The organism is Sulfuriferula sp. (assembly GCF_054605375.1).
This window is the reverse complement of sequence record NZ_JBTSEG010000006.1, coordinates 90,607-112,562: the sequence shown is the minus strand read 5'-3', so window position 1 is coordinate 112,562 and position 21,956 is coordinate 90,607. Positions and strand designations below refer to the sequence as shown.

Here is a 21,956-nt window from a genome sequence, read left to right as displayed (position 1 = left end):
CAGCGGGCCGTATCCAATCTGAAATTCGGGTGGTGTATCTTCACGATGCTGGCGTTACTGCAACACTGCTTCACTACACGCAATCATGTTGACCGGAATATATGAAAAGCTCCTGGAAAGAATGTATTTATGTGCAACGGGAAGAATTGGCCAAAAAGCTGCGTGAGCCGCTCGCGCATCTGGCCGAACAATGCGCCTCGGCATGGGGAGATCGCGAGCGGCTGGACGAAATTCTTGCCGGCAGCTTTTCCAGCGTTCCCTATTGTGCCTACCTGTATTGTCTGGGCACCGATGGCGTCCAGATTTGCGACAATGTCAGTCAGACGGGACTGGCGCGGGAGCATTTCGGGCGCGACCGTTCCCAGCGCCCGTACATGAAGGAAGCAGTGCCGGCATGGGGTTTCCTGCTTTCCGATGCCTATATCAGCATGATGGGGCACCGGCCTTCGCTCACGGCACTGCAGGTGGTGCGCTCGGGTTCGGACATGCTGGGCTACCTGGGTGCCGACTTCGATTTGCGCGATCTGCCGGTCACTTCGGAACTCTACGAAGAACCAGGCTACTGGCGGCAGGTAAAAGGCGATCCGGCCATTCGCGGCACGGTATTTCAGCAATGCCGCGTGGACAGCCCCATGGACGGCAATCTGGAACAGGCCTTGTCCATTCTCGAAGAACTGCTGACCATGCGCGGCGTGTTTCAGTGCCAGATTCATTTTTCCAGCAGCCAGGCCACTATCTGGACCGTAGACGACCCCTATCGCTATCGCATGCTGGATCATGAAGCACTGAGCGACCCGGACATCTGCCTGATATTCCCGTCCCGTCCTTACCCGCATGATGCGACCATCCCGCAGCACAATATCGAGCGGATTCTGGCCACCATGCGCGCCTTGCGCTTTGCCGATCAAACCATTTATCTGCGCACGGCTTCGATCAATATATTCAATGGCATGATCAGCCTGACCTTCTCCTGCGACGGCTCGCACTACATGTCCTATGTCGAGTTTTTGCTGAAAGATACCTCGTTCTGGTTCTGAAATATGATCGGGTAATCAGCGGCTTTGCCGGTACTGAATTGCCCGAATAGCCCCATGCGGCGACAGCGGGGTTTATAATGCCCGCCCATGGCGCCTTACAGCACATACTTCCCAGCCCCCAATATCACGGCGCTTCCTGCACCGTTTCGGGGGCTTATTCTTTTCATTTTTACCAAACCAAGGAGTCCCGAGCAAGATGGCACACGGCCCATATTCACGCTTTGAAGCAGCAGAGCTGATCTTGAGAGATCAGCTGGCAATTGATCGTACGCTATTGGCGAATGAGAGAACTTTCCTGTCGTATCTGCGCTCAGGCGTGGCACTGCTTATTGCAGGCGTATCGATCATCCATTTCTCGCACGAGGTATGGTTTACTGTTGTGGGCATCACCTGTATTCCGAGTGGGGTTTTAACCGGGATATTTGGCTATTGGCGATTCCATAAAACCAATAATTCCATTGCGGTGGTTCGCGTTGAGTTGAAAAATATTGCCACGCTCGATTAACGCGTGATGGCGGCTGCGCTGCCATTCCAGTCCCACGGAGAACTGTCCGGCAATGATCAGAATCGGGTATGGACATGGGGCATGCTGGCCATGCCATATCATTACCTTGTCAGTTTGCGCAGCCGCAAGGTACGCCAGTATCAGGCAACGCCTGAAGTGAGGTAAGCAGACATGCGCTGGAAGCATTATGTCGCGCTTGGGGACAGCATTTCGGCGGGAATGGGCGATAGCGTTGCCGGTATCGAGGCGCTACGCTGGCCAGATCGTCTCGCCCGGACATTGCGCCAGATTAATCCCGGTCTGCGCTATGACAATCTGGCCTAGCACGGTCATACCGCTCAGGACATCCTCACCCGGCAGTATCCAGTATCCAGAAGCCGAGGCGCTGCGGCCGGACTTGGTCAGCATTCTGTGCGGCGGAAATGACGTTCTGTCGCCACACTGGTCCCCGCCACAATACAGAAGCGCGCTGGAAAAACTGTTTGGCGCGTTCAAACTGCAAGGCGCGACGGTCATTTCCTTTACCTTGTTGAATCCCGCCTCCGTTTTGCCTCCACGGCTTGCCGCGCGAACCTGCTCGCGCCTGGAACAGACGCATAGCGTTGTGCGGGAATTAAGCGAACAATATCGTTGCGTCTGTGTGGATTGCTGGCAGCTGGCGAGCACTCACGACCCCGGTATATGGAGCGCGGATCGCAAGCATCCGAATGCACTGGCGCATCAATTGATCGCGGCAGAAGTGGCGCGATGCCTGCATCTGGCCAGTAGTGTGCCACCGTGAATTGAAAATCCGCCAAGAGTGTGACGCCGGAAGAGGTAGCGAGGCAATCCGGTAATGTTGTAGCATGAAAATGTCTTTTTCCATAAATTCAAGGATGAATTGCAATGAGAAAAACACCTGATGAACAATACCTCGAAAAAGCCAAGCGATTGACCAAGGACGAAACCGAGCGCCTGTTGTCAAGAATGCGTACCAAGCTCACGCGCAGGCTGGAAGACAACAAGCTGAGTGAACTGGAGGTCGTGGCGATTCAGCTCGAGATAGAGGATAAGGAGCTCAATGAATGGCGCGAGAGAATGGCGGAAATAGAGAAAAATACGAAGAAGAAATAGTGCGATCGTAAGCAAATCCCACGATTTCCGGTATTTTAAATGGCAGAACTGGTTATTTTGCAGCCCAATACGCACTTATAACGGAACATAACAGATTTTTTGATTGATCCGTGATGGCGCATTCTGCATCATCATTGTTCAAAATCTGGCCTGACCAAAGTCAGGAGACCCTATTCCATATGGTTCAAACCTTCAACGATCACTTCGTCGCGGTAGCAGCCAGTTACGCTGATTTCCGTCCAACCTATCCCGCAGCGCTGTTCGCGTGGCTGGCGCAAATTGCCCCGGACAGGAGCCTCGCGTGGGATTGCGCGACGGGCAGCGGGCAGGCGGCACGTGATCTGGCTGCGCACTTCAATCGGGTTGTCGCCACGGATGCGAGTACGGCGCAGATTGCCGTCGCGCGGGCTCATCCCCAAATCGAATATCGTGTTGCAGCGGCGGAGGCCAGCGGTCTCGCCAATGCCTCGGCAGACCTGATCACCGTGGCACAGGCCTTGCATTGGTTCGACCTCGACCCGTTCTATGTCGAGGTACGGCGGGTTCTGAAACCTGGCGGGGTGCTGGCAGTCTGGACCTATGGCGTGTTCAGCGTGGAAGGTGAAACAATCAATGACTGCACGAATGCCTTCTATCAGGACACGGTGGGCCCGTTCTGGCCGCCGGAACGTATGCAAGTGGAAAGCGGTTATCGGACACTGGCGTTCCCTTTCAGCGCAATTCAAACACCACAATTCATGATGGAAACGGCATGGACTCTGGCAGAGCTGCTCGGTTATCTGCGCAGCTGGTCGGCGACCGGCCGCTATATCGCTGCACACGGCATCGATCCGGTCGATGTCCTGGAGAAGGAACTGGCTCCGTTGTGGGGAGATGCGCCACGCACAAGACGCGTATCATGGCCACTATCCGTTCGTGCGGGACGGGTCGGAGAATTGCATAGTTATTAGACATTGCAAAGGAACCGGGATGAGTATCGCTCAATCAGACAAACTCTTCGCGGGTTCAATTCCTGCGCTTTACGAAAAATATCTGGCACCGCTCATTTTCGAGCAGTACGCGGAAGGACTGGCGAAGCGGCTGGCTGCACGAAAACCGGCCCGGGTTCTGGAGGTTGCGGCAGGGACCGGCGTACTCACCCGTCAACTTGTAGCGCTATTGCCGGATGAGGTGGCGATTGTAGCCACCGATCTGAATCAGCCCATGCTGGACATGGCATCCGGGATAGGCACTGTCCGCCCAGTCGAATGGCGGCAGGCCGACGTCATGCAACTCCCTTTTGAAGCAAACTCATTCGACGCGGTGGCCTGTCAATTCGGGGTCATGTTTTTCCCCGACAAGTCACAGGCTTTTGCAGAAATTCGCCGGGTTTTAAAGCCAGGTGGTGTGCTGCTGTTCAACGTATGGGATCGAATCGAGGAAAACGAATTCGCGCATGCGGTATCTTGTGCGCTCGAAGCGATTTTTCCCGAAGACCCTCCGCATTTCATGGCGCGCACACCGCATGGTTATTACGACATCGAAATCATCCGGCAGGATCTGCGGAATAGCGGTTTCATTTCTGCGCCATTGTTCGAAACAATTGCGGCAAGAAGCATCGCGGATTCCGCAAGCATCGCCGCGCTGGCATACTGCCAGGGTACGCCCCTCCGCAATGAAATCGAAATGCGTAACAGTGCTTTTCTCGATCGGGCAACGCAGGCTGCCGAAAACGCGATTGCCGCACGGTTCGGGCACGGCCGGATAGATGGCAAGATTCAGGCTCATGTTGTTGAGGTCGAGAACTAAAAAACCATCACCACACACATTGCTGCTTATTTGGATAGCCTGAAACAGGGTTGCTTGAATGCGGGCATCCTTCTATGGATGAATTGCGATCGGAGGCAGTGATGAGGGGAGCTTGTTTATGCGGCGCGGTGGTATACGAGGCCGAACAACTCGATATGCCGATTGTTCATTGCCACTGTCACACTTGCCGCAAGGCCCATGCAGTTGCGTATGCCCCCAGTGCTGGTGTCAATCGCTCGCATTTCCGGTGGTTGCAAGGCAAGGAAAAACTAAGCTCCTTCGAGTCGTCGCCGGGGAAACAACGTTATTTTTGTTCAGTCTGCGGCACCCACATCCTGGCGGAATGGCCCGCCCAAGCTCACGTTATCCTGCGCGTGGCGACGCTGGATGAAGACCCGGGCGCACAGCCAGCCATGCATATCTGGTGTTCGCATGACGTTTCCTGGTTGCAGGATAACGAGGACGTGCTGACCTATCAGGAGTGGCAGCCGCGTTAATAATGGATTGGTTATGCGGTTCATATGACCGATTTTGTGTAGGTTTGTTCGATGCCTGCCCTGACCGTGCAAGCGGCAGATGACCAGCCGAGGTGGGTGGGCAGGCGTCGGACAAACCTACACAATTGCAGACGGCGATGATCTCTGGATGGCTCCTCAGATTGCGCGCCTAGCAGGTGTGGTGGTGCATGCGCGTCAATGTTCGCTCTCCTATTCCCGATGGGGACGATGATGGCTTGGGCGCTCTCTATCTTGCCATGGTCATCAAGACCTTTGCCGTCATCAAGCCGACCATTTCCGATCAGTACCAAGCGACAACGCCTCCTTCCCCCAACTGGCACGCCTGATCATCCATCTTGCCGAGTAAGGCGAAGCGGATGGTCACACTCGGGCGGGGCATGTTAGAGCCACCCTTAATTTCTGCTCCCTCAGGCTGGCGCAAACATCCGCGTTTCACAATCCTGTCACATTGAGTGGCTAGAATCCCATCAACTTAATGTAGGGATGTCTAGATGAGTCTTGTAGCTCTGCAACGAAACGGCGGCGAGGCGATCTATAGCCAGATCGCCAAACTGCTCAAGGAAGAAATCGCTTCGTTCCTGGCGCCGGGGGCGTGTCTGCCTTCGGAAAACGAACTGGCGGAGCGTTTCGGCGTCAATCGCCACACGATCCGACGCGCCGTTGAAGATTTGATGGCCGCTGGTCTGCTGGAGCGTCGCCACGGCAAAGGCACTTTCGTGCTGGATGCGCCCGCCGACTACGTACTGGGCAGCAGTACGCGCTTTACCGAGACCTTCGAATCGCTCGGCAGAACCGCAAGCAGTCGTACTTTGCGCAAACTGATCATCCCTGCACGGGGAGGCGTTGCCACCCGCCTGCGCCTGACCGAAAACGACCCGGTGGTCTGGATCGAATCCCTACGCCTCGCCGACGATCGACCCATCTGCGTGATTTCCCACTTCCTGCCACAGCAGGGCTTCCCAGAATTGCTGAACGAATACCACGGGGGGTCGCTGCATGAACATCTGTTCGTCCGCTACGGATTGAAACTTAGGCGGATCGAAAGTTTGGTCAGTGGGGCGCTCCCGCAAGGCGACGATGCTTCGCTGCTTAGCATGCCTCAGAACCAGCCCGTGCTACGGGTCAAAAGCGTCAATGTAGACGAACGGGATGGAACCCCGCTCGAATACGCCCTGACCCGGTTTCGCGCCGACCGGATCCAACTGCGCATCAATCCCTGACTTTGCAACGTCATCCCAACCCTGAAGGAGCATCTCAAATGTATATGAAGAAACTGATTTCCGCCAGCATCGCTGCTGCTGTCTTGACTGCAGTCAGCGCACAGGCCCTGGCCAAGGACATCATCATGGGCCTCATTCCAGCTGAAAACAACGAAGAAATGATTCAGAAGTTCGAGCCGATGCGCGCCTACCTGGAGAAGAAACTGGGACAGAAAGTGAAAGTGTATACCGCCACGGATTACTCCGGCGTGATTGAGGCGATGAAGAAGAAGCGTCTCGACATTGCGTGGTTCGGGCCATTGTCCTACTACTTGGCTGAACAGGAAGCGGGGGCAGAAGCCTTCGCCGTAGGTGTCATGCCAAACGGGAAATCGACCTACAAATCTTATTTTGTGGTACCTGGTGATTCTCCCGCGAAAAGCCTCATGGATTTGAAGGGGAAGAGCGCGGCTTTTGTTGATCCAGCCTCGACTTCCGGTGGATTGATGCCGACTTATTTGGTGAAAAAAATGACCGGAATGATGCCCGAGCAGTTCTTTGGCAAGTTCACCTGGACCGGGTCCCACGACGCCGCCGAGATGGCGGTCAAGAACAAAACAGTGGACATTGCCGCAGACAACGATATTACTTACCCGTTGATGCTTTCAAAAGGACTTATCACGAAAGAAAGCAATCGCGTTCTCATGGAGTCGCCGGAATTGCCCGGTTCACCTCTCACCTACCGCCGCGACTTGCCTGACAGCCTGAAAAAGAAAATTCGGGACGCGATCCTCAATGCGCATAAGGAAATCAAGGTTAGCGGCTACGGGAACATCGTTCGCTACGACGCTGTGACACCGGCGGATTATCAGCCGATCCGCGACATGGTGAAAGAACTCGGCCTGAAAAAAGAGCAAATGCTCAAGTAACCCGTAAAGGGTGGGTAACGCCTGTTGCCCGCCCGATTCAGAGGAGATGGTCATGTCCAATATTTCGATCCAGTCTGTATCAAAGCGTTTTCCGAATGGCTTCGAGGCGCTAAAAGGCGTCAGTGCGGACATTGCGCCCGGCAGTTTCACCATCATTCTCGGGCCGAGCGGCGCCGGAAAATCCACCTTGCTCCGGCTGATGAATGGCCTGGAAACGCCTACCGTGGGCAGCGTTTGTATTGCCGGAGAAATGCTTGGAAAGGCAAATTTGCGCAAGGTGCGCTCGCGCGTCGCCATGGTGTTTCAGCAGTTCAATCTGGTCGAGCGGCTGTCGGTGGCAACCAACGTCCTGACCGGTCGACTGGCTCATCGCTCCTGGGCCGGTAGCGTGTTCTATCTGTTCCGCAACGAAGACATGGATATCGCCAGAGAAGTGCTGGCGCGCGTCGGGCTCACTGACAAGGCATGGAGCCGGGCCGACAAACTTTCCGGCGGGCAGCAGCAACGCGTCGGCATTGCGCGGGCACTGGCGCAGCGGCCCAAGGTCATTCTGGCCGACGAGCCGGTTGCCAGCCTCGATCCGGTATCGAGCGAGGAGATCATGACGCTGCTGCGGGAAATCTGCGACCGCGACGGCATCACGGTCGTGGTCAACCTGCATCAGGTGGACCTGGCCAAGCGTTTTGCCGATCGCATCATCGGCATGAACAGCGGGAAGATTGTTTTCGACGGTAGCCCCGAACAAATGACGCAGCCCGTGCTGCGCACCATCTACCAACGGGAAGGCATCGAAGATGATAATAGTCTCGACATGGCGCTGGCCTACGCCTAACGGCCTGCCACCGTTGCCGGCCGTCGCGTCGCTATGTGCGGTGCTGGTCGCGATGTGGCTGACGGCGCCGTTGGTGGATGTGGATTCCATCCGTTTCCTCGACGCGTTGGAAAAGATGCTCGCCTTCGCCGGGCATTTGTTTGTCAAACCGGACTGGAGCTATCTCCCCCAGTTACTCGACAAGATGCTCGAAACGATCGAGATGACTTTCCTCGCGACCATGATTGCGATGCTTGTCAGCCTGCCTTTGGGTGTGCTTGCCGCGCGCAATGCGACGCCACATGTGCTGGTTTATCGGCTGGTCAGGGATCTGCTCAGCCTGATGCGCGCCCTGCCGGAACTGGTGTGGGCATTGGTATTCGTCTCGGCAGTGGGTCTGGGTCCGCTGCCCGGAGTGATGGCGCTGGCTTTTGTGACGATCGGTTTCATGGGCAAGTTCTTCGCGGAATCCATTGAGGTCGTGGACCACAAGGCCGTGGAAGGCGTTCGGGCACACGGCGCGGGCTGGTTGCAGGTGCGCGTGTTCGCCATGCTGCCCCAGGCTTTGCCTGACTTCGTCGGCACGGTGATGTACATCCTGGATCACAACCTGCGCGCGGCCGCCATCCTGGGCTTGGTCGGCGCCGGTGGTATCGGCTACGACCTGGTGATGTCCATGCGCTTGTTCCAGTATGACCGGCTGCTGCTGATCGCATTGTCCATCTATCTGGTGGTCACGGCCCTTGATCGTGCGTCCGACCGTTTACGCAGCCGCATCATTTATGGGAGCCGGAGATGAACGTCCATGACCTGAAATCCGCTCGTCCACCAGCACAGGCGCTCCCGCCAAGGCCGCGCAACCCGATGCCGGTCTGGGTAGCCGCGACGCTGGTCGTCCTCTGGCTGATCATATGGGATCTGGATATTTCCTTCGAGAACCTTGCCTATGGCGTTGAGGACATGGCCGAGTATTTCGGCCGTTACGGGCAGCCTGACTTCACTAACTTGTCTAGATATCTGTCTCTGATGGGTATCACCCTGGCCACAGCACTTTGGGGAACGGTGTTCGCGCTGCTAGTTGCGTTCCTACTGGCGCCGCTCGCGGCGCGCAATTTCACGCCGAATCCGGTGGCTTATCGCATCGCCCGCGAAATACTGAATTTCATGCGCGCCATGCCGGATTTGCTGCTGGCTCTGATTTTTGTTGCCACTCTCGGGCTGGGGCCGTTGCCCGGCGCGCTGGCGCTTGGCGTGCATACGGCCGGTTTTCTCGGCAAGTTTTTCGCCGAAAGCCTGGAGCGAGTAGACCAAGGCATTTGTGAGGGTGTGGCAGCCACTGGCGCCAATTTCCCGCAGCTCGTCATGTATGCCGGCTGGCCATCCATTCTGCGCGAGGCCCTAGGCTACACCCTCTACATCCTGGACCGTAACGTGCGCATGGCCTCCGTGCTCGGTATGGTGGGTGCTGGCGGCATTGGTCTTGCGCTTATCGATACCTTGCATCTTTTCAACTACGGACAGTCATCTGCTCTGATTCTGGTCATCCTGGCTACTATTTTAATCATCGATTACGCCTCGGCGTGGTTGCGCAGGAGACTGGGTTGATGAAGCTGGAACGCACAGACTGGATCCGGGCGCTCACCGCCCATCCCGCCCCCGACTTGCACGCGCTGGCCGAGCGGCTGGCGGCCGGCTGCGAAGTCCGGCTCACCCGCCTGCCGCAGGCGGGGCTGGGCCTGCTTCAGCTTGCCGACGGCGCCTTGCATGAACCCTATTACCTGGGCGAATTTCCGCTGTCCACGTGCAGCCTTGAACTGACGCTGGCGGATGGACGCAGGGCCGAGGGCGGCGCGCAGGTCATGGCCGACGACGCGGCGCTCGCCCGCTCGCTGGCGATCCTTGACGCCGTGCTCGCAGCCCGGCTGCCGGGGTGGGAAACGGTATCCGGCCAGGTGCAATCCGGCGCCGCGCGGCGCGACGAGGAAGACCGACGCCGCCGCGCGATGCTCGCCGCCACCCGGGTCGATTTCGCCCTGCTGGGCAACGCCGGGGAGGACGACGATGAAGCGTGAATGCATCTGGCAGGCCGATGCCCAGCAGCGCGTATTCCGCGAACTGGTCGAGGCGTTTTCGCGGCCGGGCACGGTGCGCGATCTGACGGACTGGCTCGCGGGCACCGCCGCGCAACGCGCCGTGCTGGCCACCCTGATGGACGGGGAGACCACGCTCGCCGACCCCCACGCACGGCTCGGCGCCGCGGACTGGTCCCTGCTCCAGGCCCGGCGGGGCACGACGGAGACCGCCCGCTATGTCGTCGCCGACGGCCGCCGGGCGCCCGATTTCCAGCCGGCGCTGGGCACGCTGGAAAGCCCGGAATCCGGCGCGACCCTGCTGATCGAGGTGGCGGCCGTCGGCAGCGGCCCGCTGGCCCTGGAACTCGCCGGGCCTGGAATTGATGGTCTTGGCATCGACGGCCGGCGTGAACTGCGCCTGGACGGTCTGCATCCCGACTGGCTGCTCTGTCGCGCGGACTGGAGCGCCGGTTTTCCGCTCGGCGTCGACATGCTGCTTACCGATGCGACACGCATTGTCGCCTTGCCGCGCACCACGCGCGCGACAATTACAGGGAACCCATTGACATGAGTTACGTTGCCATCAAGGGCGGCGGCCGCGCCATCGCCGGCGCCGCCGCCGTCACCGAATATCTGCGCACCGAGGAAGGGCTGGACAATCCCGCCGCCGCGCCGCTCGCCATCGACGCCATCCTGCATCAGCTGCGCCATCTGGTGGATCGTGTCGTTTCCGAAGGCGGGGTGTATCACCCGCAATTCGCCGCGCTCGCCATCAAGCAGAGCCTCGGCGACACGCTGGAAGCCGCGTTCGCGCTGCGCGCCTGGCGCTCCACCCGGCCGCGCCTGTCCGCCACGCCGCCGCTCGACACCTCGCGCATGCGCCTGATCCGCCGCATCTCGTCCGCCTTCAAGGATATTCCCGGCGGCCAGATGCTGGGGCCGACGCCGGACTACGCCCTGCGCCTGCTGCGCCTGGAGCTGATGGACGAATCGCCGGAGGCCTTCCGCGCGGTGGCCCGCGACTGGCTGGAAAGCTGCCCCGAGGCGCAGTTGCCCGACAGCTTTCCCAAGGTGCTCGATGCCCTGCGCGCGGAAGGCCTGCTGCCGCCGCTCCCTCACCCCCAGCCCCTCTCCCAGGGGGAGAGGGGAGAACCGGCAGCGTTTGATATCACCCGCGAACCGCTGGTGTTTCCGGTGCCGCGTTCGGCGGCGCTGTCCACCCTGGCGCGGGCGGAAACCGGCTCGCTGCTGGCCATCGCCTATTCCAACATGCGCGGCTACGGCGACGTGCACCCCACGGTGGCGGAACTGCGGGTCGGCTATCTGCCGGTGCTGCTGCCGCATCCGGTGACCGGCGAACTCACCGAAGCCGGCGAGGTGCTGATCACCGAGTGCGAGGTGGTGGCGATGTACGCGGCCATTGAGCCCGGCGGCAAGCCCATGTTCACCGTCGGCTACGGCGCCTGTTTCGGCCACAACGAGGTCAAGGCGATTTCCATGGCCATTCTCGATCGCGCGCTGCAGAAGGGCATGCAGGACGGCCCGGAAAACCCGTCCGAAGATCCGGAGTTCGTGCTGCTGCACGTCGACGGCGTCGATTCCATGGGCTTCGCCTCGCATTACAAAATGCCGCACTACGTCACCTTCCAGTCCGATCTGGACCGGCTGCGCACCACACAGCAGAAGTCGGGGGAGCCCGCATGAATGCCATGCCCCACACCACCCGCGGCAACGCCTACAACTTCGGCTTCCTCGACGAATACGCCAAGAAGGAAATCCGCCGCGCCGTCCTCAAGGCGATCGCCATCCCCGGCTATCAGGTGCCCTACGCCTCGCGCGAAATGCCCATGGGGCGCGGCTTCGGCACCGGCGGCCTGCAACTGACGCTGGCGCTGATCGGCCCCGGCGAGGTGCTCAAGGTCATCGACCAGGGCTCCGACGACTCGGTCAACGCGGTCAATCTGCGCCAGTTCATCGAGATGACCTGTCCCGGCATCGCCACCACCACGAAAACGGCGGAGAGCACCCTGATCCAGTCGCGCCACCGCATCCCGGAGCAGCCGCTGACATCGACGCAGATCCTCGTCCTGCAGGTGCCTTATCCCGACCCGCTGGTGGTGGTCGAGCCGTCCGAGGACAAGCGCAAGACCATGCACGGCGAGGCCGACTATTCGCGCCTGCTGGTGAAGCTGTACGAGGACATCGTCCAGTTCGACGAGATCACCATCTCGCACCGCTATCCGACGCGCATCAATGGCCATTACGTCATCGACCCGTCGCCGATTCCGCGCTGGGATGTGCCCAAACTCAACGATTCGGCGGCTCTGGTGCTGTTCGGCGCCGGGCGCGAGAAGAAGATTTACGCCGTGCCGCCGCACACGCGGGCGGAGCCGCTGGCCTTTTCCGACGTGCCGTTCCGGGTCGAGGATTTCCGCGACCCGGCGGGGCAGCGCCGCGCCTGCGCCCGCTGCGGTTGCACGGATTCCTTTCTCGACGAGTTCGTCGGCGATGCGGGCAGCAAGACATATCAGTGCTCGGACAGCGACTGGTGCGACACGCAGTTGCTCCGCAAGACCGGGGAGGCAACGGCATGAACAAGATTCTCGAAGTCCGGGGCTTGAGCAAAAGCTACGGCCCGGGCTGCCCGCGCTGCGTCGACTCCACCGGCCCGGAGGCCGACACCAATCTTTGCCCGCATTGCGGCAGCATTGTCGCCATCCATGACGTGTCCTTCGACCTGTTCGAGGGCGAGATCCTGGGCGTCATGGGCGAATCGGGCAGCGGCAAATCGACCGTGGTGAAGGCCCTGTATTTCGATCAGGCGCCCACCGGCGGCGAAGCGATCTTTTTCGACGGCGACACGCAGCACGAGCTGTTCGCCCTCAACGCCGCGCGGCAGCGCTGGCTGCGCAATCACCGCTTCGGCATGGTCTACCAGAACCCGAATCTGGGCCTCAATTTCAACATCAGCGCCGGCGGCAACATCGCCGAGCGCCTGCTGATGAGCGACCTGATGGACTACGGCGCCATCCGCGAACGGGCCAAGGCCTTGCTGGCGCGCACCGAGGTGCTGCTCTCCCGCGTCGACGACCTGCCGAAGCACTTCTCCGGCGGCATGCAGCAACGCGTGCAGATCGCCAAGGCGCTCGCCACCCAGCCGCCGCTGCTGTTTCTCGACGAGGTGACCACCGGGCTCGATCTTTCGGTGCAGGCGCGGATTCTGGATCTGATCCTGGAAATCCAGCAGGAGCTGAAGACCGCGATGGTCGTCGTCACCCACGACCTCGGCGTGATCCGCCTGCTGACCGGCCGCGCCATCGTCATGAAATACGGCCGCGTCATCGAGGCGGGGCTGACCGATCAAATACTCGAAGACCCCCAGCACGCCTATACCCAGCGGCTGGTGGCGTCCGCCTTGTGAGGAACGCAACATGACCCCACCGATTCTCCAGGTTGAAGGCTACGGCAAGCACTTCGAGTTGCACGAGCAGAACAAGCTGATCCCGTCCGCGCACAACGTCAGCTTCACGGCGCGCGAAGGCGAGCTCACCGCGCTGATCGGCCCCACCGGCGCCGGCAAGTCGTCGGTGCTGAAGGGCATCTACCGCACCTATCTGCCGAGTGCCGGCCGCATTCTCTATCGCGATGCGATGGGCCACGAGCTTGATCTGGCGCTGGCCAGTGCGCACCAGATTCTCGAATTGCGGCGTCGCGAAATCGGCTTCGTCACCCAGTTCCTGCATTGTCTGCCGCGCCAGCCGACGCTCGACGTGGTCGCGCAGCCGCTGTTCGGCCTGGGCGCCCCGCGCGCGGAAGCCAGGCAGCGTGCGGCCGATCTGTTGTCTGCCATGAATCTGCCGGAGCGCCTGTGGAGCGTCTCGCCGGCCACTTTTTCCGGCGGCGAGCGGCAGCGGGTGAACCTCGCCCGCGGCTTCATTGCCAGGCCGCGCCTGCTGCTGCTCGACGAGCCGACGGCCAGCCTCGACCCGGCCACGGCCGAATGCGTCATCCGCCTGATCGAAGGACTCAAGGCCGAAGGCACGGCGATGCTCGCCATCTTTCACCATCCCGAAACCACCCGCCGGCTGGCCGACCAGGTCGTCGAACTGGCCCCGCCGCCCGCGGTCGAAGCCCTTCTCAAGGAATACGCATGAACCCGCTGTATCTGACCGGCGCCCGCGTGGTGCTGCCCGACGCCGTGCTCGAAGACGCCGCCGTGCTGATCGAGGACGGCGTCATCGCCGCCATCAACCCCGAATCAGGCCACGGCGCGCCAGTCGTCGATCTCTCCGGCAAGACGCTGATCCCCGGCATGATCGACCTGCATTGCGACGCCCTGGAAAAGGAGGTCGAGCCGCGCCCCAACGTGCATTTTCCGCTCGACTTCGCCTGCGCCCAGGCCGACAAGCGCAATGCCGCCGCCGGCGTCACCACGGTGTTCCATGCGCTCTCTTTCGCCAACGAGGAACTCGGCGTGCGCAACAACGCCTTCGCCGCTGCGGTGGCGCGCGCGGTCCACGCCTGGAACCCGCACGGCCTCGTTGACAACCGCGTGCACTGCCGCTACGAAGTGACCGACCCGAGCGCGCCCGACATCCTGCTTGAGCTGATGGCCGCCGGCGAGATGCACCTGCTGTCGGTGATGGATCATTCCCCCGGCCAGGGGCAGTTCAGGGACATCGCCGCCTTTCGCGATTATCTGGCGCGCACCTACAAAAAGTCGGAAGCCGAGCTGGACATCCTGATGGAAAACAAGCTCGCGCAGGCGGAAGGCGCGATGGCGCGCATCCGCCGCTTGATCGACGCGGCGCAGGCGCAGGGCATCCGCGTCGCCAGCCACGACGACGACACGCCGGAAAAGGTCGAGACCCTGCACGCGCTGGGCGTAGGCATCTCGGAATTCCCCATCAACCTGGAATCCGCCCGCGCCGCCCGCGAACGCGGCATGAGCACGGTGTTCGGCGCACCCAACATCCTGCGCGGCAAGAGCCAGTCCGGCGCCGTGCGGGCGCTCGATGCGGTGAAGGCCGGCGTGGCCGACTGCCTGTGCGCCGACTATCACCCGGCGGCACTGATCGTGGCGGTGTTCCGCTTGCCGGAACTGGCGGCAATCACGCTGGCCGATGCGGTGCGGCTGGTCAGCATCAACCCGGCCCGCGCTGCGGGATTGACGGATCGCGGCGAGATTGCCGTCGGCAAACGCGCCGATCTGGTGGCGGTCTCCGACGTCAACGGACTGGCCCAGGCGAGCAGCGTGTTCTCGGCCGGTAAACCGGTATTCGAGGCGCGCTTCGACCATGGTTGAGGGCACGCTGTTCTATGTCATCGGCGCCTCCGGCAGCGGCAAGGACAGCCTGATGCGCTACGGTCGCGAGCGCCTTGCCGGCGACCCCGGCGTGGTCTTCGCGCACCGTTACATCACGCGGCCGGTGGAACTGCAAGGCGAAAACCACGTCGCCCTGAGCGAAACCGAATTCGAGGTGCGTCTGCGCGTTGGCCTGTTCGCCATGTACTGGCGTAGTCACGGCCTGCGCTACGGCATCGGCCGCGAAATCAACCTGTGGCTGGCCAAGGGCTGCAATGTGGTGATGAACGGTTCGCGCGAGTATCTGCCGGAAGCACAGCGTCGCTACCCGGCGCTGCATGCGCTCATGGTCACTGTTTCGCCCGAGGTGCTGGCCGCGAGACTGCGCGCCCGCGGCCGAGAAACGGAAGCCGAGATCGCCGGGCGGCTGGAACGCGCCAGCTGTTTCATGCGTCCCGACGGGCAGGTGGAACGCATCGACAACGACGGGGAATTGCACCAGGCTGGCGAACGCTTCGTCCAGCTGCTGACCGGCAAGCGCGCCGGGCGGGGGGAGGGTCTGAGATGCGCCTGAGCTTTCTCGGCACCGGTTCCACCAGCGCGCCGCCGCTGTATGGCTGTGAATGTGCGGTTTGCACCGAGGCGCGCGCCCATCCTCAAATGCGCCGTCGTCCCGCATCCGTGCTGATCGAGGCAGGGGATGCGCGGCTGCTGATCGACGCCGGCCTGACTGACCTCGCTGAGCGTTTTTCGGCGGGCGATCTCCCCCCGGTATTGCTGACCCATTTCCATCCCGACCACGTGCAGGGCTTGTTTCACCTGCGCTGGGGGGTGGGAAAGCGCATCCCCGTCTATTGCCCGCCGGATTCGGAAGGCTGCGCCGACCTTTACAAGAATCCGGGCCTGCTGGATTTCAGGCCGGTACGCAAGTTCGAGGCCTTTCACGTGGGGCCGATGAGCGTCACGCCGGTGCCGCTGATCCACTCGAAAGTCACGCTGGGTTACTGCATCGAATCCGGCGACAGCCGGATCGCCTACCTCACCGACACCGCCGGGCTGCCGCCCAAAACCGAGGCCTTCCTGCGCGACTGGCAGCCTTCGGCATTGGTCATCGACTGTTCCTACCCGCCCCGTGCCACCCCCTCGAAAAGCCACAACGACGTGAACCTGGCGCTGGCGGCCATCGCGGCGGTGCGGCCGCAACGCGCCTGGCTGACCCATATCGGGCACGAACTCGACGCGTGGCTGAAAGACAATCGCCACACCTTGCCGCCTCAGGTTTTCGTTGCCCGCGACGGAGCGTCCGTGCATGATCCCCGCGATATCCTGACGGAGTAAACGCGGTGCCCGAACAGGCGTATCTGGCCATTGCCGGCTCGGTGGCGATGCATGTGGCGTGGAACCTGCTGGTCCGGCACCAGGGCACCCAAACCCGGATGCTATGGTGGGCGCTGGCGGCCCATTGCGCGACGCTCGGCCTGTGGGGGCTGCTCGCGCTGGCGAGCGAGGCGCGCTGGAGCCTGGAGCTGGTGGGTTTCCTGCTGGTGTCGGCCAGCGCCAACGTGCTGTATTTCCTGACCCTCAACCGCGCCTACGAACACGCGCCGGTGGCGCTGGTGTATCCCATCGTGCGCAGTTCGCCGCTGCTGATCGGCTTGTGGGGCGTGCTGTTTTTCGGCGAGTCGCTGGGCGTGCCTGCCTGGGGTGCGATGGGGGTCAGTGTCGTTGGCTTGCTGTTGCTGGCCGCTACCGCGTGGCGCAAGGACGGTTTCGCCGCCTTGCCGCTGGCGCTGACCGCAGCCCTGGCGACCAGCATCTATTCCCTGAGCGACAAGGCGGCGACGGCTTACCTGCCCACCTTCGGCAGCCTGGTCGGCTTCGTGACCGTCGGCTACACCGCCTCGTTCGTCGCGCTGACCCTGCAGATGCGCATCAAGCATGGCATCTGGCGGCCGCAACGCGCGCCCCGGCTGCCCTACCTGCTGATTGCGGGCGCCAGCATCGGCCTGGCCTACGCCCTGGTGATCCACGCCATGCGCGATCTGCCCGCCGCCGTGGTGGTGACGTTTACCAACGCGGGCATTGTCATTGCCGGCATCCTGTCCATCTCCCTGTTCCGCGAACGTGCCCACTGGCGCATGCGGCTGGCGGGCATTGCGGTGATATGCTTCGGGTTGGCCCTGCTGGCGATAAGTAGGTGAATCTATTTCAATTTCGAATAAAAACAATAAAGCGATAAAACGTTGGCTACGTCTTCGACACCTGACCTTATTCTATGTCGTCGTTGGCTCATTTCCGCCGCCTTAGTTCTTCTTTCTATTCGAAATTGGAATGACGCGCTTGGGAATGTTGGTGGTGGCATGGGATTGGACTCTTCCACTCTGCAGCAAGTATTTTGATGATATTGAAAGCTGGAATTGGCAAACAAGCGGACAGCTGATGATCTAAGAGCGGAGATCACTTCTGGGTAGGAGGCCTGCCGAGTTTTAAGAAGCGGCCATTCGCTCCGGTAATCCTGATTCCCCGTGCAAGATAGAGCGAATGACCGATGAGGCCGACAAACAGACCTCCGCTGCGGCCACGCCAGCCGAGAAAGTCGTTGCATCGGTGGGAGAATTTAATGGAATCCGCAGGCTATAGCGGAAAATCTGCGAACTCATCGCGCACTACGCACTCTCAACTCAATTGTCCATTCGTGTTGCCATGCACCAGCTCCATAGTTTCTCTCCTATTGCCGACGTCCGGGCGCGCGTACTGATTCTGGGCAGCATGCCCGGCAAGCTGTCATTGCAGGCGCAGCAGTATTACGCGCATCCACGCAATGCGTTCTGGCCGATATTGGGTGAGCTGGTGGGCGCAGGCCCGCACTTGCCGTATGCTGCCCGATTGCAGGTGCTGAAAGCCAACGGCATCGCGCTATGGGATGTGCTGAAGTCGTGCACACGGGAGGGCAGTCTGGATTCCGCTATTGACGATACTTCCATCATCGCCAATGATTTCGCGTCGTTCCATCGGGTACATCCAAATATCACGCATGTTTTTTTCAATGGTGCAAAAGCCGAAGCCTGTTATCGTAAACATGTGTTGCTCGGTCTTGGTGCAGCGGCCCGGCTGCACTATCAGCGACTGCCTTCTACCAGCCCTGCGCATGCTGCGTTGAGTCAGGTGCAGAAGCTCACGGCATGGGAAATAATCACGCAGCCGGCACCGGTTGGTTAACCTCATTTACCGGCGGACCCAGGGATATAATGGGTCTGTCCCGCGCTATTCAACTTCAAGGAAATCAAGATGCTCATTACCTTTCGTACCGACGCTTATGCAGACATCACCATGTTTGGTGATGCGGCGCTCAACATGCTCAAATTGATGGGGCATAGCGCCACCGTGCCGGGCGCCATACTGGCGGCGGATGTGCCTGCTGCCTTGCAAAAGCTGCAGACGGGCGTGGCGACCAGCGCGCCGCAATCCGACTTGGCCGGCGCGGACAACGGCGATGAGCCTGAGGTAAGTTTGTCGCATCGCGCGTTGCCGCTGGTCAAACTATTGGAAGCAGCGGTGGCCGCAAAAGCCGATGTGATGTGGGATCAATAATTGCGTTAATTGATCTTTCTTTTGTAACTTCCGATTGAATCAGGTGACCCTGTGACTCAAACGCGCAAGCCCGGATTGATGAGCGGCATGCTGGCCTTGTTGCTGGCCGCCGTATTGTGGGGCGGGATGTTCCCGGTGGCCAAGGCAGCCCTGGTAACGCTGGATGCCTATTGGCTGACGCTGGTTCGCTATGGTAGCGGCGCGTTATTGTTTGTGGCGCTGCTGGCGGCGATCGAGGGGCGTGCCGTGTTGCGTTTCGAATCACGCACCCTGGCGCTGTGGGCTTATGGTACCGCAGGGTTTGCCGGATTCAGTATTCTGGCGTTTTTGGGTTTGTCGCGTTCGCAACCGGAACATGGCGCCATCATTCTGGCGCTGATGCCGTTACTGGGCGTACTGGTGAATGCAGTGTGGCGCGGCGTACGACCCACGCCGGGGAATATCGCAGCCATCGCGCTGGCTTTAAGCGGGGTGGCGCTGGTCATTACCAAGGGCCATTTGGCTGCGCTCACGCAGGGTGGTGAGGCAATGGCGGATTTGTCGATTCTGGCCGGCGCGCTGTGCTGGGTCATTTACACAATCGGGGCGCAGGATTTTCCCGGCTGGTCGCCGTTGCGCTACACCGCGCTGAGTTGCCTGATGGCGGTGCCCAGCATCGCTGGTATTACGCTGATCGCTACCCTGGTCGGCGTGGCGCATGCACCTTCATTGCCTATGTTGGCCGGTCTCACGGGTGAATTGATTTATCTGATCATGTTCGCCGGTGTGGTGGCGGTGCTGGCGTGGAACATGGGGATCAAACGGGTCGGTGCCAGCGGGGTGCTGTTTATCAATTTTGTGCCGGTAACGGCACTGATCATCGGCTGGTTTCAGGGCCATCGCCTGAGCATCGCAGAATTGGCCGGTGCGCTGATCGTCATGGTTGCCCTGGTGTTGGGTAATCTTGGCCGGCGCCCGACGGCGCGCATGCCCCAATCCACGCTGTGCCATTGCAATGCAAGTGAATAAAAGCGCTCACACCGCACAGAACAGGATGCCGATGCGCGCGATTCTTCAACCCCTGCAGATACTGGTTCTATTGCTGGTATGGAGCACCGCCTGGGCGGGTAATCAGGCGTTGCCGCAATCGGTGCAGGCGGCCCTGCGTCAAGCCAATATCCCGGTCAGCCATGTCGGTATCGTCGTTTGGGAAGTGGGCAAGCATGCGCCGCTGCTGCAGCATGATGACACGCTGTCATTCAATCCCGCGTCCACCATGAAGCTGGTGACCAGTTATGCCGCGCTCGAATTACTCGGTCCGGCCTATACCTGGAAAACCGAAATCTATACCGATGGCAGCCTGGTTGATGGCGTGCTTACCGGTAATCTGTACATCAAGGGCAATGGCGATCCGCAGCTCACCCTGGAGCGCTTCTGGCTGCTATTGCGCGAGTTGCGTAGCCGGGGCGTGCGCGAGATTCGCGGCGATCTGGTGCTGGATCAAAGTTATTTCAGCTTGCCCGGTGCCGACCCGGCGCGCTTCGATGGTGAGCCGGGACGCGCCTACAATGCGATCCCGGCCGCGCTGATGGTGAATTTCAACAGCACGATGCTGCGACTCACCCCAACGGCGGACAGTGTGGTCGCATACGCCGATCCGTTGCCGCCGGGCATGCGTCTGGTCAACAAACTGCAGCTCGATAATGCGCCCTGTGGCGAATGGCGCGATCGTATCGATATCCAGTGGTTGCCCGACAACGGCAATAGCCGTCTGGTGCTGAACGGCAATTATGCGCTAGCCTGCGGCGAGAAAAGCACCGCTTTCAATCTGGGCGATGCCAGCGTAGCGGTGGCGGATGCATTCCGTATGTTGTGGCAGGAATTGGGAGGGCGCTTTACCGGCAACTGGCGCGTGGGTCAGGTGCCGGCCAATGCGCAGCAGCTGATGGTGTTCGATTCCACGCCGCTGGCGGAGGTGGTGCGCAGCCTGAATAAATTCAGCAACAACGTCATGGCGCGCAGCCTGTTTCTGAGCCTGGGCGCAGTGACCGGCGGCGCTCCCGGTAATCCGCAAAAATCCGCCGATGCGGTGCGCAGCTGGCTGGCCGGCAAAGGCCTGGATTTCCCGGAATTGGTGCTTGAAAACGGCTCCGGCCTGTCGCGCATCGAACGCATCAGTCCGCATAGCATGGCGCGATTATTACTGGCCGCCTACGACAGTCCGGTGTTTGCCGAGCTTGAATCCGCGCTGCCCATCGCCGCAGTGGACGGCACCATGAAATCGCGCTGCAAAGACACTCCGCTGGCGGGCCACGCGCACATCAAGACCGGCACGCTGGAAGGAGTCAAAACCATTGCCGGTTACGTGTTCGACAAGACCGGCAAGCGTTTTGTGGTGGTGTTCGATATCAACGACCCGAATGCGGCGGCAGGCGGTGCGGCGCAGGATGCCTTGCTGGAATGGGTCTACGGCGGCCGCTAGATTGCGGATTCTGCCATCGCCCGAAACAACGCCCCGGCGATAATTATTCCGGGACGTTGTTCCTTGGGTTAGCTGCCGGGTCGCCGGGACTCAGTCGTCATGGTGTCCGTTGCCATGACCTTCCCCGTGCCCTTTGTCGTGACCGCGGCCATGCTCTTTTCCACGGCCTCGTTCGTTGTCATAGCCCCGGTGGTCACGGTCACCACGGTTTTCATAACGGTGCTCCCCGCCTCTATCCCCATGATCCTCGCGGTAGCGCGGTGCATACACATTGTTGTACCAGCCGTCCTGCACGAAATACACCGGCCGCCCGCATGCATTGTATTCATGGCAGTGTTTACGCCAGTGTTTGGCATGGCCGGGCGGTACGCGCAGATAAATCGGCGGCGGAGCGCGATGATGACGCTCGATCACGATAGGTTCCGCATAAATCAGCTGAGGGCGCGGGTAGTTGTTGCCGATATTGATCTGCCCATAAAAACCGGGTTGACCAATACTGACCGAGACGCCAACGTCGGCTGCAAGCGCAGGGCTGGCCGCGAGGGCGATGATTGCGGTAAGCAGAAAGCGTTTCATGAATGACTCCTGATGATAATCGTTATATAGCGCTGAAGTTTGTCAGGGTAC

30 protein-coding genes are annotated in these 21,956 nt (G+C 60.5%); 29 read left to right on the top strand and 1 reads right to left on the bottom strand.

The features are described from left to right. The first annotated feature begins 101 nt into the window (after positions 1-101). The 29 genes from ACYCZJ_RS05780 (at position 102) to dacB (ending at position 21,329) form a co-directional block, all read left to right on the top strand. Entirely contained in the window at positions 102-1,037 is a 936-nt protein-coding gene (locus ACYCZJ_RS05780; RefSeq protein WP_461553272.1) for a PDC sensor domain-containing protein, read from the top strand. 196 nt (positions 1,038-1,233) lie between these two features. After that, the gene (locus tag ACYCZJ_RS05775) at positions 1,234-1,542 is read left to right on the top strand and encodes a DUF202 domain-containing protein (protein ID WP_461553271.1); all 309 of its coding nucleotides are present in this window, start codon (positions 1,234-1,236) and stop codon (positions 1,540-1,542) included. A gap of 6 nt (positions 1,543-1,548) precedes the next feature. Then, complete coding sequence (locus ACYCZJ_RS05770) at positions 1,549-1,707, top strand: hypothetical protein (protein ID WP_461553270.1); 159 nt, start codon at positions 1,549-1,551, stop codon at positions 1,705-1,707. A gap of 6 nt (positions 1,708-1,713) precedes the next feature. Continuing rightward, positions 1,714-1,866: a hypothetical protein gene (locus ACYCZJ_RS05765; protein ID WP_461553269.1), complete on the top strand. Its 153-nt coding sequence runs from the start codon at positions 1,714-1,716 to the stop codon at positions 1,864-1,866. Continuing rightward, positions 1,850-2,323, top strand: a complete 474-nt coding sequence (locus ACYCZJ_RS05760; RefSeq protein ID WP_461553268.1) for an SGNH/GDSL hydrolase family protein — start codon at positions 1,850-1,852, stop codon at positions 2,321-2,323. The genes ACYCZJ_RS05765 and ACYCZJ_RS05760 overlap by 17 nt, the downstream gene beginning before the upstream one ends. A gap of 104 nt (positions 2,324-2,427) precedes the next feature. Further along, positions 2,428-2,655, top strand: coding sequence for a hypothetical protein (locus ACYCZJ_RS05755; RefSeq protein WP_461553267.1), 228 nt, complete (start codon positions 2,428-2,430; stop codon positions 2,653-2,655). Positions 2,656-2,834: 179 nt separating this feature from the next. Further along, entirely contained in the window at positions 2,835-3,605 is a 771-nt protein-coding gene (locus ACYCZJ_RS05750) for a class I SAM-dependent methyltransferase (protein WP_461553266.1), read from the top strand. Between the two features lie 19 nt (positions 3,606-3,624). Next, positions 3,625-4,443: a class I SAM-dependent methyltransferase gene (locus ACYCZJ_RS05745; protein ID WP_461553265.1), complete on the top strand. Its 819-nt coding sequence runs from the start codon at positions 3,625-3,627 to the stop codon at positions 4,441-4,443. Positions 4,444-4,544: 101 nt separating this feature from the next. Then, positions 4,545-4,940, top strand: coding sequence for a GFA family protein (locus ACYCZJ_RS05740; RefSeq protein WP_461553264.1), 396 nt, complete (start codon positions 4,545-4,547; stop codon positions 4,938-4,940). A gap of 188 nt (positions 4,941-5,128) precedes the next feature. Next, on the top strand, positions 5,129-5,287 hold the full coding sequence (locus ACYCZJ_RS05735) for a hypothetical protein (protein WP_461553263.1): 159 nt from the start codon (positions 5,129-5,131) through the stop codon (positions 5,285-5,287). 165 nt (positions 5,288-5,452) lie between these two features. Then, entirely contained in the window at positions 5,453-6,181 is a 729-nt protein-coding gene (gene phnF / locus ACYCZJ_RS05730) for a phosphonate metabolism transcriptional regulator PhnF (protein ID WP_461553262.1), read from the top strand. Between the two features lie 44 nt (positions 6,182-6,225). Further along, a complete protein-coding gene (phnD, locus tag ACYCZJ_RS05725; RefSeq protein ID WP_461553261.1) occupies positions 6,226-7,089 on the top strand; it encodes a phosphonate ABC transporter substrate-binding protein in 864 nt (287 codons plus the stop codon). A gap of 52 nt (positions 7,090-7,141) precedes the next feature. After that, a complete protein-coding gene (gene phnC, locus ACYCZJ_RS05720; RefSeq protein ID WP_461553260.1) occupies positions 7,142-7,921 on the top strand; it encodes a phosphonate ABC transporter ATP-binding protein in 780 nt (259 codons plus the stop codon). Beyond that, positions 7,884-8,699, top strand: coding sequence for a phosphonate ABC transporter, permease protein PhnE (gene phnE / locus ACYCZJ_RS05715; protein ID WP_461553259.1), 816 nt, complete (start codon positions 7,884-7,886; stop codon positions 8,697-8,699). Before phnC ends, phnE (ACYCZJ_RS05715) begins: the two co-directional genes overlap by 38 nt. Then, a complete protein-coding gene (phnE, locus tag ACYCZJ_RS05710; RefSeq protein WP_461553258.1) occupies positions 8,696-9,505 on the top strand; it encodes a phosphonate ABC transporter, permease protein PhnE in 810 nt (269 codons plus the stop codon). Before phnE (ACYCZJ_RS05715) ends, phnE (ACYCZJ_RS05710) begins: the two co-directional genes overlap by 4 nt. Then, entirely contained in the window at positions 9,505-9,972 is a 468-nt protein-coding gene (phnG, locus tag ACYCZJ_RS05705) for a phosphonate C-P lyase system protein PhnG (RefSeq protein WP_461553257.1), read from the top strand. Before phnE (ACYCZJ_RS05710) ends, phnG begins: the two co-directional genes overlap by 1 nt. Next, entirely contained in the window at positions 9,962-10,543 is a 582-nt protein-coding gene (gene phnH / locus ACYCZJ_RS05700) for a phosphonate C-P lyase system protein PhnH (protein ID WP_461553256.1), read from the top strand. The genes phnG and phnH overlap by 11 nt, the downstream gene beginning before the upstream one ends. Further along, positions 10,540-11,676 carry a carbon-phosphorus lyase complex subunit PhnI gene (locus tag ACYCZJ_RS05695; protein WP_461553255.1) on the top strand — a complete coding sequence of 379 codons (1,137 nt, stop codon included), beginning with the start codon at positions 10,540-10,542 and terminating at the stop codon, positions 11,674-11,676. Before phnH ends, ACYCZJ_RS05695 begins: the two co-directional genes overlap by 4 nt. Next, positions 11,673-12,566, top strand: a complete 894-nt coding sequence (locus tag ACYCZJ_RS05690) for an alpha-D-ribose 1-methylphosphonate 5-phosphate C-P-lyase PhnJ (protein ID WP_461553254.1) — start codon at positions 11,673-11,675, stop codon at positions 12,564-12,566. The genes ACYCZJ_RS05695 and ACYCZJ_RS05690 overlap by 4 nt, the downstream gene beginning before the upstream one ends. Beyond that, positions 12,563-13,393: an ATP-binding cassette domain-containing protein gene (locus ACYCZJ_RS05685; protein ID WP_461553253.1), complete on the top strand. Its 831-nt coding sequence runs from the start codon at positions 12,563-12,565 to the stop codon at positions 13,391-13,393. Before ACYCZJ_RS05690 ends, ACYCZJ_RS05685 begins: the two co-directional genes overlap by 4 nt. A 10-nt stretch (positions 13,394-13,403) precedes the next feature. After that, on the top strand, positions 13,404-14,126 hold the full coding sequence (phnL, locus tag ACYCZJ_RS05680) for a phosphonate C-P lyase system protein PhnL (RefSeq protein ID WP_461553252.1): 723 nt from the start codon (positions 13,404-13,406) through the stop codon (positions 14,124-14,126). Beyond that, complete coding sequence (locus ACYCZJ_RS05675) at positions 14,123-15,277, top strand: alpha-D-ribose 1-methylphosphonate 5-triphosphate diphosphatase (protein ID WP_461553251.1); 1,155 nt, start codon at positions 14,123-14,125, stop codon at positions 15,275-15,277. Before phnL ends, ACYCZJ_RS05675 begins: the two co-directional genes overlap by 4 nt. Then, on the top strand, positions 15,270-15,851 hold the full coding sequence (gene phnN / locus ACYCZJ_RS05670) for a phosphonate metabolism protein/1,5-bisphosphokinase (PRPP-forming) PhnN (protein ID WP_461553250.1): 582 nt from the start codon (positions 15,270-15,272) through the stop codon (positions 15,849-15,851). Before ACYCZJ_RS05675 ends, phnN begins: the two co-directional genes overlap by 8 nt. Further along, on the top strand, positions 15,842-16,615 hold the full coding sequence (gene phnP, locus ACYCZJ_RS05665) for a phosphonate metabolism protein PhnP (RefSeq protein WP_461553249.1): 774 nt from the start codon (positions 15,842-15,844) through the stop codon (positions 16,613-16,615). Before phnN ends, phnP begins: the two co-directional genes overlap by 10 nt. Positions 16,616-16,620: 5 nt before the next feature. Continuing rightward, positions 16,621-17,478, top strand: a complete 858-nt coding sequence (locus tag ACYCZJ_RS05660) for an EamA family transporter (protein ID WP_461553248.1) — start codon at positions 16,621-16,623, stop codon at positions 17,476-17,478. Between the two features lie 502 nt (positions 17,479-17,980). Continuing rightward, positions 17,981-18,496, top strand: a complete 516-nt coding sequence (locus tag ACYCZJ_RS05655; RefSeq protein ID WP_461553247.1) for a DNA-deoxyinosine glycosylase — start codon at positions 17,981-17,983, stop codon at positions 18,494-18,496. Positions 18,497-18,565: 69 nt separating this feature from the next. Further along, the gene (locus tag ACYCZJ_RS05650; RefSeq protein WP_461553246.1) at positions 18,566-18,868 is read left to right on the top strand and encodes a DUF1840 domain-containing protein; all 303 of its coding nucleotides are present in this window, start codon (positions 18,566-18,568) and stop codon (positions 18,866-18,868) included. 51 nt (positions 18,869-18,919) lie between these two features. Further along, entirely contained in the window at positions 18,920-19,876 is a 957-nt protein-coding gene (locus ACYCZJ_RS05645; protein WP_461553245.1) for a DMT family transporter, read from the top strand. Positions 19,877-19,907: 31 nt separating this feature from the next. After that, on the top strand, positions 19,908-21,329 hold the full coding sequence (gene dacB / locus ACYCZJ_RS05640) for a D-alanyl-D-alanine carboxypeptidase/D-alanyl-D-alanine endopeptidase (RefSeq protein WP_461553244.1): 1,422 nt from the start codon (positions 19,908-19,910) through the stop codon (positions 21,327-21,329). A 90-nt stretch (positions 21,330-21,419) separates the two neighbouring features. Here dacB and ACYCZJ_RS05635 read toward each other — a convergent pair whose 3' ends face one another. After that, a complete protein-coding gene (locus ACYCZJ_RS05635) occupies positions 21,420-21,905 on the bottom strand; it encodes a hypothetical protein (protein WP_461553243.1) in 486 nt (161 codons plus the stop codon). Positions 21,906-21,956: the final 51 nt, after the last annotated feature.